Origin of the sequence: Pseudobutyrivibrio ruminis (assembly GCF_015057245.1) — a bacterium.
In the GTDB taxonomy this organism is placed as follows: Bacteria; Bacillota; Clostridia; order Lachnospirales; family Lachnospiraceae; genus Pseudobutyrivibrio; species Pseudobutyrivibrio ruminis_E.
In genome coordinates, this window is record NZ_SVET01000005.1 from 125,173 (window position 1) to 139,555 (window position 14,383).

Annotated in this window: 9 protein-coding genes and 1 other annotated feature; all 9 genes read left to right on the top strand. The window is 43.5% G+C overall.

Translation table 11 applies throughout. From position 1 onward, the window contains the following. Positions 1–26 precede the first annotated feature (26 nt). Positions 27–722 (top strand): 50S ribosomal protein L1, encoded by a 696-nt coding sequence (gene rplA, locus E7274_RS06330; RefSeq protein WP_304174622.1) that lies wholly within the window; start codon positions 27–29, stop codon positions 720–722. A gap of 29 nt (positions 723–751) precedes the next feature. Then, positions 752–886 (top strand) — a sequence feature (ribosomal protein L10 leader region). Positions 887–925: 39 nt separating this feature from the next. Next, positions 926–1,480 carry a 50S ribosomal protein L10 gene (gene rplJ, locus E7274_RS06335; protein ID WP_044936382.1) on the top strand — a complete coding sequence of 185 codons (555 nt, stop codon included), beginning with the start codon at positions 926–928 and terminating at the stop codon, positions 1,478–1,480. 41 nt (positions 1,481–1,521) lie between these two features. Next, entirely contained in the window at positions 1,522–1,896 is a 375-nt protein-coding gene (gene rplL / locus E7274_RS06340; RefSeq protein WP_028234586.1) for a 50S ribosomal protein L7/L12, read from the top strand. A 225-nt stretch (positions 1,897–2,121) separates the two neighbouring features. Continuing rightward, positions 2,122–6,027, top strand: coding sequence for a DNA-directed RNA polymerase subunit beta (gene rpoB, locus E7274_RS06345; protein ID WP_304174624.1), 3,906 nt, complete (start codon positions 2,122–2,124; stop codon positions 6,025–6,027). 19 nt (positions 6,028–6,046) lie between these two features. Next, positions 6,047–9,718 (top strand): DNA-directed RNA polymerase subunit beta', encoded by a 3,672-nt coding sequence (rpoC, locus tag E7274_RS06350; RefSeq protein ID WP_304174626.1) that lies wholly within the window; start codon positions 6,047–6,049, stop codon positions 9,716–9,718. A gap of 156 nt (positions 9,719–9,874) precedes the next feature. After that, positions 9,875–10,294 (top strand): 30S ribosomal protein S12, encoded by a 420-nt coding sequence (rpsL, locus tag E7274_RS06355; protein WP_028234583.1) that lies wholly within the window; start codon positions 9,875–9,877, stop codon positions 10,292–10,294. 149 nt (positions 10,295–10,443) lie between these two features. After that, positions 10,444–10,914, top strand: a complete 471-nt coding sequence (gene rpsG, locus E7274_RS06360; RefSeq protein ID WP_033152875.1) for a 30S ribosomal protein S7 — start codon at positions 10,444–10,446, stop codon at positions 10,912–10,914. 15 nt (positions 10,915–10,929) lie between these two features. Then, positions 10,930–13,047 (top strand): elongation factor G, encoded by a 2,118-nt coding sequence (gene fusA, locus E7274_RS06365; protein ID WP_304174628.1) that lies wholly within the window; start codon positions 10,930–10,932, stop codon positions 13,045–13,047. A 108-nt stretch (positions 13,048–13,155) separates the two neighbouring features. Then, complete coding sequence (gene tuf, locus E7274_RS06370; protein ID WP_015548549.1) at positions 13,156–14,343, top strand: elongation factor Tu; 1,188 nt, start codon at positions 13,156–13,158, stop codon at positions 14,341–14,343. Positions 14,344–14,383 lie beyond the last annotated feature (40 nt).

Genomic DNA, 14,383 nt, shown 5'->3' on the forward strand with positions numbered 1-14,383 from the left:
AGCTCGATAAACCACAGGAGGTAAACATGAAAAGAGGAAAGAAATACGTTGCAGCTGCAAGCTCATACGATAAGTCAGCTGCATTCGATCCAGCAGAAGCAATCGCACAGGTAAAGAAGAATGCTACTGCAAAATTTGATGAGACAATTGAAGCTCATATCAGAACTGGTTGTGACGGACGTCACGCTGAGCAGCAGATCCGTGGTGCTGTAGTACTTCCACACGGAACTGGTAAGTCAGTTAGAGTATTAGTATTCGCTAAGGGTGCTAAGCTTGACGAGGCACAGGCTGCAGGCGCTGATTTCGTTGGCGGCGAGGAGCTCATTCCAAAGATCCAGAACGAAGGATGGTCTGAGTTCGATTCTGTAGTTGCTACTCCAGACATGATGGGTGTTGTTGGTCGTCTTGGTCGTGTACTTGGACCTAGAGGACTTATGCCAAACCCAAAGGCTGGTACAGTTACTATGGATGTTGCTAAGGCTGTTGAAGAAATCAAAGCTGGTAAGATTGAGTATAGACTTGATAAGACAAACATTATCCATGTACCTATCGGAAAGGCTTCTTTCACAGAGGAGCAGTTAGCGGACAACTTCCAGACTCTTATGGACGCTATCAACAAGGCTAAGCCAGCAAGCTTAAAGGGTCAGTACATTAAGAGCATTTCACTTGCTCCTACAATGGGACCTGGCGTTAAGCTTAATGTTGCAAAGGTTTCTAACTAATTGTTGACAGCCCAATATACATGATGATATAATGCATAAAGTTGTTGCCGAAGACAGCAGGTGGCGTTAGCCGTAAAGATTTTATCTACCAGCCGAGGACGATTAAGTATTTATCGATTAATCACCCTCTATGTCTTTGACATAGAGGGTTTTACTTTATCCTCATATAAGCAACAAACAAATATTATAAGGAGGAAAAATTCGTGGCAAAAGTTGAATTAAAGCAGCCAATAGTTGACGAGATCTCAGAGCAGATTAAGGATGCAGCTTCAGTAGTAGTTGTAGACGCTCGTGGACTTACAGTTGCAGAAGACACACAGTTACGTAAGCAGCTTCGCGAGGCTGGTGTTACTTACAAGGTATACAAGAACACACTTATGAAGCGTGCTTTCGAGGGAACAGATTTTGCATCACTTGATGATGTTCTTGAAGGACCAAGTGCAATCGCTGTTTCAAAGGATGATGCTACAGCTCCAGCAAGAATTCTTGCTAAATTTGCTAAGACAGCTACAAACCTTGAGATCAAGGCTGGTGTCGTAGAAGGTACATTCTATGATGCTAATGGTATGTCAGCAGTTGCAGCTGTACCAAGCAGAGAGGAACTTCTTTCAAAGTTACTTGGAAGCTTACAGTCACCAATCACAAACTTCGCTCGCGTTCTCAACCAGATCGCAGAGCAGGGTGGTGCATCTACAGAGGCACCAGCTGCAGAGGCAGAGGCTCCAGCAGAGGAAGCACCTGCAACAGAAGCAGAGTAATTTAATTGATTTTTATTATTATTTAATGGAGGAAAATAATCATGGCAAAGATGACAACAGAAGAGTTTATCGCAGCTATCAAAGAGCTTAGCGTATTAGAGTTAAATGACCTTGTAAAGGCATGTGAGGAAGAGTTCGGCGTTTCTGCAGCAGCAGGCGTTGTAGTTGCAGCAGCAGCTGGCGATGCAGCAGCAGCTGAGGAGAAGGACGAGTTCGACGTAGAGCTTACAGAAGTAGGTTCTGAGAAGGTTAAGGTTATCAAGGTTGTTCGTGAGGCTACTGGTCTTGGACTTAAGGAAGCTAAGGAACTCGTTGATGGCGCACCAAAGGTTATCAAGGAAGCAGCTGACAAGGCTACAGCAGAGTCAATCAAGGCTCAGCTTGAGGAGATTGGTGCAAAGGTTACTCTTAAGTAAGTTAAACTCGATTGTTTTATATTTAGCAGGTTCAAATGAACCTGCTAAATTTTTTTGAAAATATCTAATTTAATACTTGACTTTGTTATTGACTTTGGCATAGAATGTAGTTTGCACTATTGTGGTGCAGTGTGTATTTCTATGCTTATTTTTATGCACGGATTTTCACACATTTTATTTGATAAGATTTATCCAAATTTAAATATTATGAGAGGTGGAACGTCAATGGAGAAAAACAGAATACGTCCAGTGAAAGCTGGAAAGAACTTGCGTATGAGTTACTCGAGACAAAAAGAGGTACTTGAAATGCCTAATTTAATCGAGGTCCAGAAGAACAGTTATGACTGGTTCGTTAAGGACGGATTAAAAGAAGCATTTGCTGATATCTCTCCTATTCAGGATAGGGGTAATCAGCTTGAGTTGCACTTTGTTGACTTTACATTGTGCAAGGATGAAGTTAAGTACACCATCCCACAGTGCAAGGAAAGAGATGCAACATACGCAGCACCTTTGAAAGTAAAGGTACGCCTTGTAAACAAGGAGTCCGGAGACATGCAGGAGCATGAAATTTTCATGGGTGATTTACCACTTATGACAGAGACTGGCACATTCGTTATTAATGGAGCAGAGCGTGTTATCGTCAGTCAGCTTGTTCGTTCACCAGGTATCTACTATGCTATCGGTCACGACAAGATTGGTAAGGAGCTCTATTCATGTACAGTAATACCTAACCGAGGTGCATGGTTAGAGTATGAGACAGATTCCAATGACGTTTTCTATGTTCGTGTAGACCGTAACAGAAAAGTACCTGTTACAGTACTTATTCGTGCTCTTGGTTTAGGTACAAACCAGGAAATTATTGATGTATTTGGCGAAGAGCCAAAGATTCTTGCTACATTCGCAAAGGATCCTTCTATTACTGAGAAGAATCCTCAGGGTAGCTACGAAGGAGGCTTACTTGAGTTATATCGTAAGCTTCGTCCAGGCGAGCCACTTGCAAAGGATAGCGCCGAGTCATTAATTCACGGTATGTTCTTTGATCCAAGACGTTACGATCTTGCAAAGGTAGGACGTTATAAATTTAATAAGAAGCTTATGCTTCGCAACCGTATTGCAGGTCATATTCTTGCAGAGGATGTAGTTGACACTACAACTGGCGAGATTATTGCAAAGGCTGGAGATAAGATTACACTTGAGAAGGCTGATGAAATCCAGAACGCAGCTGTTACTCATGTATTCATCCAGACTGAGACACGCAATGTAAAGGTTCTTTCAAACATGATGGTTGATATCACAAAGTTTGTTGATATCGATGCAGAAGCTCTTGGTATTACTGAGCTTGTATACTATCCAGTATTAGAGAGAATTCTTTCAGAAAACACAACAAAAGAAGATATTGAGGATGCTATTGAGCGTTCAGTAGCTGATTTGATTCCAAAGCACATTACAGTTGAGGATGTATTCGCATCAATCAACTACAATATGCATCTTGAGTACGGCATTGGTAAGGATGACGATATCGATCACCTTGGTAACCGTCGTATTCGTGCTGTTGGTGAGCTTTTACAGAACCAGTACAGAATCGGTTTATCACGTCTAGAGAAGGTTGTACGTGAGCGTATGACAACTCGTGACCTTGAGGATATTTCTCCACAGAACCTCATCAACATCAAGCCTGTTACAGCTGCAATCAAAGAGTTCTTTGGCTCATCACAGTTGTCACAGTTCATGGATCAGAACAACCCACTTGGTGAGTTGACACATAAGAGACGTCTTTCTGCCCTTGGTCCTGGTGGTCTTTCAAGAGACCGTGCCGGATTCGAGGTTCGAGACGTACACTACTCTCACTATGGACGTATGTGCCCTATCGAGACACCTGAAGGACCTAACATCGGTCTTATCAACTCTCTCGCAAGCTATGCTCGTATCAATGAGTATGGTTTTATTGAGGCGCCATACAGACGTATTGATAAAACAGACCCAGAGAATCCTCGCGTAACAGACGAGGTTATCTATATGACAGCAGACGAAGAGGATAACTATCATGTAGCACAGGCTAACGTCAAGCTTGACGCAGAAGGCCACTTCATGAGAAAGAACGTATCTGGTCGTTTCCGTGAGGAGACACAGGAGTACGATAAGACTATGTTTGATTACATGGACGTATCTCCTAAGATGGTATTCTCAGTTGCTACAGCCCTTATTCCATTCCTTCAGAATGATGACCCTACACGTGCCCTCATGGGATCAAACATGCAGCGTCAGGCAGTACCTCTTCTTACTACAGAGGCTCCAGTTGTTGGTACAGGTATGGAACCAAAGACAGCTGTCGATTCAGGTGTCTGCGTAGTTGCTAAGCGTGCTGGTATCGTAGAGATGTCAGAGACAAAGCGTATTATCATCAAGGCTGACGAAGACGGAACAAGAGATGAGTATGATCTTCTCAAGTTCACACGTTCAAACCAGTCTAACTGCTACAATCAGCGTCCAATCGTATTTAAGGGTGACCATGTAGAAGCAGGCGAGGTTATCGCGGATGGTCCTTCTACAAAGAATGGTGAGCTTGCCCTTGGTAAGAATCCTCTTATCGGTTTCATGACATGGGAAGGTTACAACTACGAGGATGCGGTTCTCCTTTCAGAGAGACTTGTACAGGATGATGTTTATACATCTATTCATATTGAAGAGTACGAAATCGATGCTCGTGATACAAAGCTTGGACCAGAGGAAATCACACGTGATGTTGCTGGTGTAGGTGATGACGCACTTAAGGATCTTGACGAGAGCGGTATTATCCGTATCGGTGCTGAGGTTCGTGCAGGTGATATCCTTGTTGGTAAGGTTACACCTAAGGGAGAGACAGAGCGTACTCCAGAAGAAAGACTTCTTCTTGCAATCTTCGGTGAGAAGGCAAGAGAGGTTCGTGATACATCACTTCGTGTTCCACACGGTGCTTATGGTATCGTTGTTGACGCAAAGGTATTTACTCGTGAGAACGGCGATGAGCTTTCTCCAGGTGTTAATAAATCAGTACGTATCTACATCGCTCAGAAGAGAAAAATCGGTGTAGGTGATAAGATGGCTGGTCGTCATGGTAACAAGGGTGTAGTTTCCCGCGTACTTCCAGTAGAAGATATGCCATATCTTCCAAACGGTCGTCCACTTGATATCGTACTTAACCCATTGGGCGTTCCTTCACGTATGAATATCGGTCAGGTCCTTGAGATTCACCTTTCACTTGCTGCAAAGGCACTTGGATTTGACATTGAAACACCAGTATTTGATGGTGCAAATGAAATTGATATCCAGGATACACTTGAGCTTGCAAATGACTATGTTAATATGCCATTTGACAAGGAAGAAGCTACAAACGGCGCGGAGACATTCTACGACAAGTACGTTGATATTCTTCGTGACGATGTTATGGAGTATCTTTCTACAAACCGTGCACATCGTGCACTTTGGAAGGGTGTTCCAATCTCTCGTGATGGTAAGGTACAGCTTCGCGACGGTCGTACAGGTGAGCCATTTGATGGTCCTGTAACAATCGGACACATGCATTACCTTAAGCTTCACCACCTTGTTGATGATAAGATCCATGCTCGTTCAACTGGTCCTTACTCACTTGTTACACAGCAGCCACTCGGTGGTAAAGCACAGTTCGGTGGACAGCGTTTCGGTGAGATGGAAGTTTGGGCTCTTGAGGCTTATGGTGCATCATACACACTTCAGGAAATCCTTACAATGAAGTCTGATGATGTTATCGGTCGTGTTAAGACATACGAAGCTATCATCAAGGGTGAAAACATCCCTGAGCCAGGTATCCCTGAGTCATTCAAGGTATTACTTAAGGAATTACAGTCACTTGGTCTTGATGTTCGTGTTCTCGATGAAAATCGTGAAGAAGTTGAACTTATGGAAACAAGTGAATATGGAAATACAGACCTCAATGCAATCATCGCTGGAAGCGATAGAAACTTTGCCTTCGAGGATGACAATTCATTCGCACAGGCAGGATTCTCTACAAAGAAGTTTGATTCTGATGGAGATCTTGTTGATGATGAAGATGATGCAGCATTTGAAGAAGATGATGATTTTGCAGATGTAGCAGATGATTTTGATGAGGAATAAATAGGAAGGGAGCTAGAAAATGCCAGAGAATAAAGAAGCGACATATCAACCAATAGCATTTGACGCAATACAGATTGGATTGGCTTCACCTGAAAAGATCAGACAGTGGTCTCGTGGCGAAGTTAAAAAGCCAGAGACAATCAACTATCGTACACTGAAGCCTGAGAAGGATGGTCTTTTCTGCGAAAAGATTTTTGGACCTAGCAAGGACTGGGAATGTCACTGCGGAAAGTACAAGAAGATTCGTTATAAGGGTGTAGTTTGTGATCGTTGTGGTGTTGAAATCACAAAGGCAAGCGTTCGTCGTGAGCGTATGGGTCACATTGAACTTGCTGCACCAGTTTCACATATTTGGTATTTCAAGGGTATTCCTTCACGTATGGGACTTATTCTTGATCTTTCACCAAAGACACTTGAGAAGGTTCTCTACTTTGCATCATACATCGTACTTGATGCAGGAGAGACAGCTCTCATGTATAAGCAGGTTCTTACAGAAGCTGAGTACCAGGAAGCTAGAGAACAGTATGGTAACGGCTTCAGAGTAGGAATGGGTGCTGAAGCTATCCAGGAGCTTCTCAAGGACATTGACCTTGATGAAGAGGCTACAAAGCTTCAGATTGAATTAGATAACGCTACAGGCCAGAAGCGTTCACGTATCATCAAGAGACTCGAGGTTGTTGAGGCATTCCGTGAGTCAGGAAACAGACCTGAATGGATGATTATGACAGTTATCCCTGTTATTCCACCAGATCTTCGTCCTATGGTACAGCTTGATGGTGGCCGTTTTGCTACATCTGATCTTAACGACTTATACCGTCGTATTATCAATAGAAATAACCGACTTCGTCGACTCTTAGAGCTTGGTGCTCCTGATATCATTGTACGTAACGAAAAGCGTATGCTTCAGGAAGCTGTTGATGCTCTTATCGATAACGGTCGTCGTGGTCGTCCTGTTACAGGTCCTGGTAACAGACCTCTTAAGTCACTTTCAGACATGCTTAAGGGTAAGTCTGGTCGATTCAGACAGAACCTTCTTGGTAAGCGTGTTGACTACTCAGGTCGTTCAGTTATCGTCGTTGGACCAGAGCTTAAGATTTACCAGTGTGGTCTTCCAAAGGAGATGGCACTTGAGCTCTTCAAGCCTTTCGTTATGAAGGAGCTTGTTGGCAATGGTATGGCTCACAACATCAAATACGCTAAGAAGATGGTTGAGAAGTTCGAGCCACAGGTTTGGGACATCCTTGAAGATGTCATTAAAGAGCATCCAGTTATGCTTAACCGTGCTCCTACACTTCATAGACTTGGTATTCAGGCTTTCGAGCCAATCCTTGTAGAAGGTAGAGCTATCAAGCTTCATCCACTTGTATGTACAGCTTTCAACGCCGATTTCGATGGTGACCAGATGGCTGTTCACCTTCCACTTACTCAGGAGGCACAGGCTGAATGTAGATTCATGCTTCTTTCACCTAACAACCTCTTGAAGCCTTCAGATGGTGGTCCTGTTGCCGTTCCTTCACAGGATATGGTACTTGGTATTTACTACCTCACACAGGAGCGTGGTAAGTCTGTAGGTGATACTAGAGAAGAGCTTGGCGAAGGCAAAATCTTCAAGAACCTTAGCGAGGCAATTCTTGCATACGAGAACGATGCATTAACAATGCATGCACGTATCACAGTTCGTGTTTCAAAGCAGCATGCTGACGGAACTGTTGTTACAGGTAATGTTTCATCAACACTTGGTAGACTTCTCTTCAACGAGATTATTCCACAGGATCTTGGCTATGTAGATAGAACAAATCCTGAGAACGAGCTTTTGCCAGAGGTAGACTTCCATGTTGGTAAGAAGCAGTTAAAGCAGATTCTTGAAAAAGTTATTAATACACACGGAGCTACAAAGACAGCAGAAGTTCTTGATGATATCAAGGCAATGGGTTACCACTACTCAACAATTGCTGCCATGACAGTTTCAATTTCAGATATGACAGTACCTGCTCAGAAGCCAGAGCTTATTGCTAAGGCTGAGGAGACAGTTGATAAGATTACACGTCAGTATAAGCGTGGTCTTATTACAGAAGAAGAGCGTTATCGTGAAGTAGTTGATACTTGGAAAGAGACTGATGATGAGCTTACTAAGGACCTTCTTGATGGTCTTGATAAGTACAACAACATCTTCATGATGGCTGATTCAGGTGCCCGTGGTTCTGAAAAGCAGATCAAGCAGCTTGCTGGTATGCGTGGTTTGATGGCTGATACAACAGGTAAGACTATCGAGCTTCCTATTAAGTCAAACTTCCGTGAAGGTCTTGATGTACTTGAGTACTTCATGTCAGCTCACGGTGCTCGTAAGGGTCTTTCTGATACAGCTCTTCGTACAGCCGATTCAGGATACTTGACACGTCGAATGGTTGACGTTGCTCAGGAACTTATCGTTCGTGAATCTGACTGTGTTGCTGGTACAAATCGCGAGATTCCAGGTATGTGGGTATACGCATTCATGGATGGTCGTGAAGAAATCGAGTCACTTAAGGATCGTATTACTGGTAGATTCTCATGCTACACAATCTGCGATGCTAAGGGTGAGGTTATCGTTAAGGCTAACCATATGATCACACCTAAGCGTGCAGCTGCAATCATCGAAAAGGGTGTTGATGATAAGGGCAACCCAATCAAGAAAGTTAAGATCAGAAACGTACTTAACTGTCGTTCACACGTTGGTGTTTGTGCTAAGTGCTACGGCGCTAACATGGCATCAGGACGTGCTGTACAGGTTGGTGAAGCAATCGGTATCATCGCTGCTCAGTCAATCGGTGAGCCAGGTACACAGCTTACTATGAGAACATTCCATACTGGTGGTGTTGCTGGTAACGATATTACACAGGGTCTTCCTCGTGTCGAGGAGCTTTTCGAGGCTAGAAAGCCTAAGGGACTTGCAATCATCACAGAGATTGCTGGTACAGTTTCTATCGAAGAAGATTCTAAGACAAAGAAGAGAGAAGTTGTTGTTACAAACTCTGAAACAGGTGATGTAGAGAAGTACTTAATTCCTTACGGATCACGTATCAAGGTTATTTCAGGTCAGGAACTTGAAGCTGGTGATGAGCTTACAGAAGGTTCTGTAAACCCACACGATATCCTTGCAATCAAGGGTAAGTCAGCTGTTCAGGATTACCTCATCCGTGAAGTACAGCGTGTTTACCGTTTACAGGGTGTTGATATCAACGATAAGCATATCGAAGTTCTTTGCCGTCAGATGTTAAAGCGTATCAGAGTTGACGAGGCTGGTGATACAGGATTTATGCCTGGTTCACTTGTAGACTGGCTTGACTTTGAAGAAGCTAACGAGCAGATGGAGGCAGAAGGTAAGGAAGTTGCTACTGGTACACAGGAACTCCTCGGTATCACAAAGGCAGCCCTTGCTACTAACTCATTCCTTTCAGCAGCTTCATTCCAGGAGACAACAAAGGTTCTTACTGATGCAGCTATTAAGGGTAAGGTTGATCCACTTAACGGACTTAAAGAGAACGTTATCATCGGTCGCTTAATCCCTGCTGGTACAGGTATGAAGAGATATTCAAACATTCCTCTTTCAACAGACAATCAGCTTGCAGATGCAGCAATGTCTACAGAAGAGTTCGAAGGCGAAGCTAATGGTGCAGAAGCACTTTCAGATGAGCTTGTAGATGTAGAATAATAAAAATATATAAAAGACCTTGGCATTGCCAGGGTCTTTTTTTCACATTTTTAACCTTGACATAATGAAATTAAGGAAATATAATGTTCTAGCATGCGCTAATAGGATATTTATGCCTATTTTTGCGTAAAGAAATAAATTAGGAGGTAAAAAAGAATGCCAACATTCAACCAGCTAGTTAGAAAAGGTCGTCAGACATCTGTAAAGAAGTCTACAGCACCAGCACTTCAGAGAGGTTACAATTCTCTTAAGAAGAAGCCTACAAACACTTCTTCTCCACAGAAGCGTGGTGTATGTACAGCTGTTAAGACAGCTACACCTAAGAAGCCTAACTCAGCTCTTCGTAAGATTGCCAGAGTTCGTCTTTCAAACGGAATCGAAGTAACATCATACATTCCAGGCGAAGGTCACAATCTTCAGGAGCATAGCGTTGTTTTGATTCGTGGTGGTCGTGTTAAGGATTTACCTGGTACACGTTATCACGTAATCAGAGGTACTCTTGATACAGCCGGCGTTGCAAACCGCAAGCAGGGACGTTCAAAGTACGGCGCTAAGAGACCTAAGGATGCTAAGTAAAATAGCGTAAAGGCTTAGGAAATTTATTGTATATCACAAAAATTTGGTTAATGTTGTTATTTTTTCTCTATAGAATAAATAATGCATGAACACAAGTAAATTTGTGAGTACCGTTGATCTAACAAATTTTAGTTAAGGAGGGAAGTATCGTGCCAAGAAAAGGACATACTCAAAAAAGAGACGTTTTGGCAGATCCTATATACAATAGCAAAGTAGTTACAAAGCTTATCAACAACATCATGCTTGATGGTAAGAAGGGTGTAGCTCAGAAGATTGTATATGGTGCATTTGGCAAAGTCGAGGAAAAGACTGGAAGACCTGCACTTGAGGTTTTCGAGGAAGCTATGAACAACGTTATGCCTGTACTTGAGGTAAAGGCTAGACGTATCGGTGGTGCTACATATCAGGTACCTATCGAAGTAAGACCAGATCGTCGTCAGGCCCTTGGCCTTAGATGGCTCACAATGTTCTCACGTACACGTACAGAGAAGACAATGGAAGAGCGTCTTGCAAACGAGATCATGGATGCAGCTGGAAACACAGGTTCAGCTGTTAAGAGAAAAGAAGAAATGCATAGAATGGCAGAAGCTAATAAGGCATTTGCTCATTACAGATTCTAATAGGAGGGACAAACAGTGGCAGGAAGAGAATATCCACTTGAGCGTACCAGAAATATTGGTATTATGGCTCATATCGATGCCGGAAAGACTACACTTACAGAGCGTATTCTTTACTATACTGGTGTTAACTACAAGATCGGTGATACTCACGAAGGTACTGCAACCATGGACTGGATGGAGCAGGAAGCTGAGAGAGGTATCACAATTACTTCAGCTGCTACAACATGTCACTGGACTGAGCAGGAAAACTGCAAGCCTAAGAAGGGTGCTCTTGAGCACCGTATCAATATCATTGATACACCAGGCCACGTAGACTTTACTGTTGAGGTTGAGCGTTCCCTTCGTGTACTTGATGGCGCCGTTGGTGTCTTCTGTGCAAAGGGTGGCGTTGAGCCACAGTCAGAGAATGTTTGGAGACAGGCTGACACATATAACGTACCAAGAATGGCTTTCATCAATAAGATGGATATCCTTGGTGCAAACTTCTACGGAGCTGTTGATCAGATCCGTGATAGACTTAAGAAGAACGCTATCGTTCTTCAGCTTCCAATCGGTAAGGAAGATGATTTCCAGGGAATCATCGATCTTTTCGAGATGAAAGCATACATCTATAACGATGATAAGGGTGATGATATTTCTATCACAGACATCCCAGCTGATATGGCTGATGATGCTGAGCTTTATCATACAGAACTCGTTGAGAAGATCTGTGAGTTAGATGATGATCTTATGATGGCTTATCTTGAGGGTGAGGAGCCTTCTATCGATGAGCTTAAGGCTGTACTTCGTAAGGCAACTTGCGAATGTAAGGCTATCCCAGTATGCTGTGGATCTGCATATAGAAACAAGGGTGTTCAGAAGCTTCTTGATGCTATCCTTGAGTTCATGCCAGCTCCTACAGACGTACCAGCTATTCAGGGTACAGACTTAGATGGTAACCCAGTTGAGAAGCACTCATCAGATGATGAGCCATTCGCAGCTTTAGCTTTCAAGATTATGGCTGATCCATTCGTTGGAAAGCTCGCATTTATCCGTGTATACTCAGGTACATTGAACTCAGGTTCATACTGCCTTAACGCTACAAAGGATAAGAAGGAGCGTGTTGGTCGTATTCTTCAGATGCACGCTAACAAGCGTACAGAGTTAGACAAGGTTTATTCTGGTGATATCGCAGCTGTTGTAGGTCTTAAGTTTACAACAACTGGTGATACAATCTGCGATGAGCAGCATCCAGTAATCCTTGAGTCTATGGAATTCCCAGAGCCAGTTATCGAGCTTGCTATCGAGCCTAAGACTAAGGCTGGACAGCAGAAGATGGGCGAAGCTCTTGCAAAGCTTGCTGAAGAGGATCCTACATTCCGTCAGCATACTGATCAGGAGACAGGCCAGACTATCATCGCTGGTATGGGTGAGCTTCACCTTGAAATCATTGTTGATCGTCTTCTTAGAGAGTTCAAGGTTGAGGCTAACGTTGGTGCACCTCAGGTTGCATACAAAGAGACATTTACAAAGGCAGTTGATCAGGAATACAAGTATGCTAAGCAGTCTGGTGGACGTGGTCAGTACGGTCATTGTAAGGTTAGATTTACTCCAATTGATGCTAACGCTGAAGAGACATTCAGATTTAAGTCTTCAGTAGTTGGTGGTGCTATTCCTAAGGAATACATCCCATCTGTTGGTGAGGGTATCGAGGAAGCAGCTAAGGCTGGTATCCTTTGCGGATTCCCTGTTCTTGGTGTAGAAGCAGACGTTTACGATGGTTCTTACCATGAAGTCGATTCATCAGAAATGGCATTCCACATTGCAGGTTCAATGTGCTTCAAGGAAGCTATGGCTAAGGCCGCTCCAGTTCTTCTTGAGCCAATCATGAAGGTTGAAGTAACAATGCCTGAGGAATACATGGGTGATGTAATCGGATCACTTAACGCAAAGCGTGGTCAGATCCAGTCAATGGATGACCTTGGCGGCGGCAAGATTGTTAGAGCACTTGTTCCACTTGCAGAGATGTTCGGATACTCAACAGAGCTTCGTTCATCTACACAGGGACGTGGTAACTACTCAATGTTCTTCGAGAAGTATGAGCCAGTTCCAAAGAACGTTCAGGAGCAGATCATCTCTAACCACGCAAAATAAAACATAAATAGTTGAAAACTCTCAGTATTTTCGATATAATCGAGATACTGAGAGTATAGAACTAACTTTGCCCAAATAGGGGCAGTATATTAAGGAGGATTTTTAAAAATGGCAAAAGAGCATTTTGACAGAACCAAACCACATTGTAACATCGGTACTATCGGACACGTAGATCACGGTAAAACAACTCTTACAGCAGCTATCACAAAGGTACTTGCTGAGCGTGTAGCTGGTAACGCTAAGGTAGATTTCGAGAACATCGATAAGGCTCCAGAAGAGCGTGAAAGAGGTATCACAATTTCTACAGCTCACGTTGAGTATCAGACAGAGAAGAGACATTACGCACACGTTGACTGCCCAGGCCATGCTGATTATGTAAAGAACATGATCACTGGTGCTGCTCAGATGGATGGCGCTATCCTTGTAGTAGCTGCAACTGACGGTGTTATGGCTCAGACAAAGGAGCACATCCTTCTTTCTCGTCAGGTAGGTGTACCTTACATCGTTGTATTCCTTAACAAGTGTGATATGGTTGATGATGAGGAGCTTATCGAGCTCGTAGAGATGGAAGTTACAGAGCAGCTTGAAGAGTATGACTTCAATGATTGCCCAATCATTAAGGGTTCAGCTCTTAAGGCTCTTGAGGATCCAAACGGCGAGTGGGGCGACAAGATCATGGAACTTATGGATACTGTTGATTCTTACATCCCAGATCCACAGCGTGAGACAGATAAGCCATTCCTTATGCCAGTAGAGGACGTATTCACAATCACAGGTCGTGGTACTGTTGCTACAGGTAGAGTAGAGCGTGGTGTTCTTCACCTTAACGACGAACTTGAAATCATCGGTATCAAGGAAGATACACAGAAGACTGTTGTAACTGGTATCGAGATGTTCCGTAAGCTTCTTGATGAGGCTCAGGCTGGTGATAACATCGGTGCACTTCTTCGTGGTGTTAACCGTGACCAGATCCAGCGTGGACAGGTACTTGCTAAGCCAGGTACTGTAACATGCCACACAAAGTTTACAGCTCAGGTTTACGTTCTTACAAAGGATGAAGGTGGTCGTCATACTCCATTCTTCAACAACTATCGTCCACAGTTCTACTTCAGAACAACAGACGTTACAGGTGTTTGCGAGCTTCCAGCAGGTACAGAGATGTGCATGCCTGGCGATAACGTAGAGATGACAATCGAGCTCATCCACCCAATCGCTATGGAGCAGGGTCTTACATTCGCTATCCGTGAGGGTGGTAGAACAGTAGGTTCTGGTCGTGTTGCTACAATCATCGAATAATTTCGAGCGAACAGCCCAACCCAAATAGTAAAATCAAGGC

Bases quoted from the DNA above. Each gene is read 5' to 3' on its own strand.
- rpoC (WP_304174626.1), top strand. From the start codon at position 6,047: ATGCCAGAGAATAAAGAAGCGACATATCAACCAATAGCATTTGACGCA.
- rpsL (WP_028234583.1), top strand. From the start codon at position 9,875: ATGCCAACATTCAACCAGCTAGTTAGAAAAGGTCGTCAGACATCTGTA.
- rpoB (WP_304174624.1), top strand. From the start codon at position 2,122: ATGGAGAAAAACAGAATACGTCCAGTGAAAGCTGGAAAGAACTTGCGT.
- rplL (WP_028234586.1), top strand. From the start codon at position 1,522: ATGGCAAAGATGACAACAGAAGAGTTTATCGCAGCTATCAAAGAGCTT.
- rplA (WP_304174622.1), top strand. From the start codon at position 27: ATGAAAAGAGGAAAGAAATACGTTGCAGCTGCAAGCTCATACGATAAG.
- tuf (WP_015548549.1), top strand. From the start codon at position 13,156: ATGGCAAAAGAGCATTTTGACAGAACCAAACCACATTGTAACATCGGT.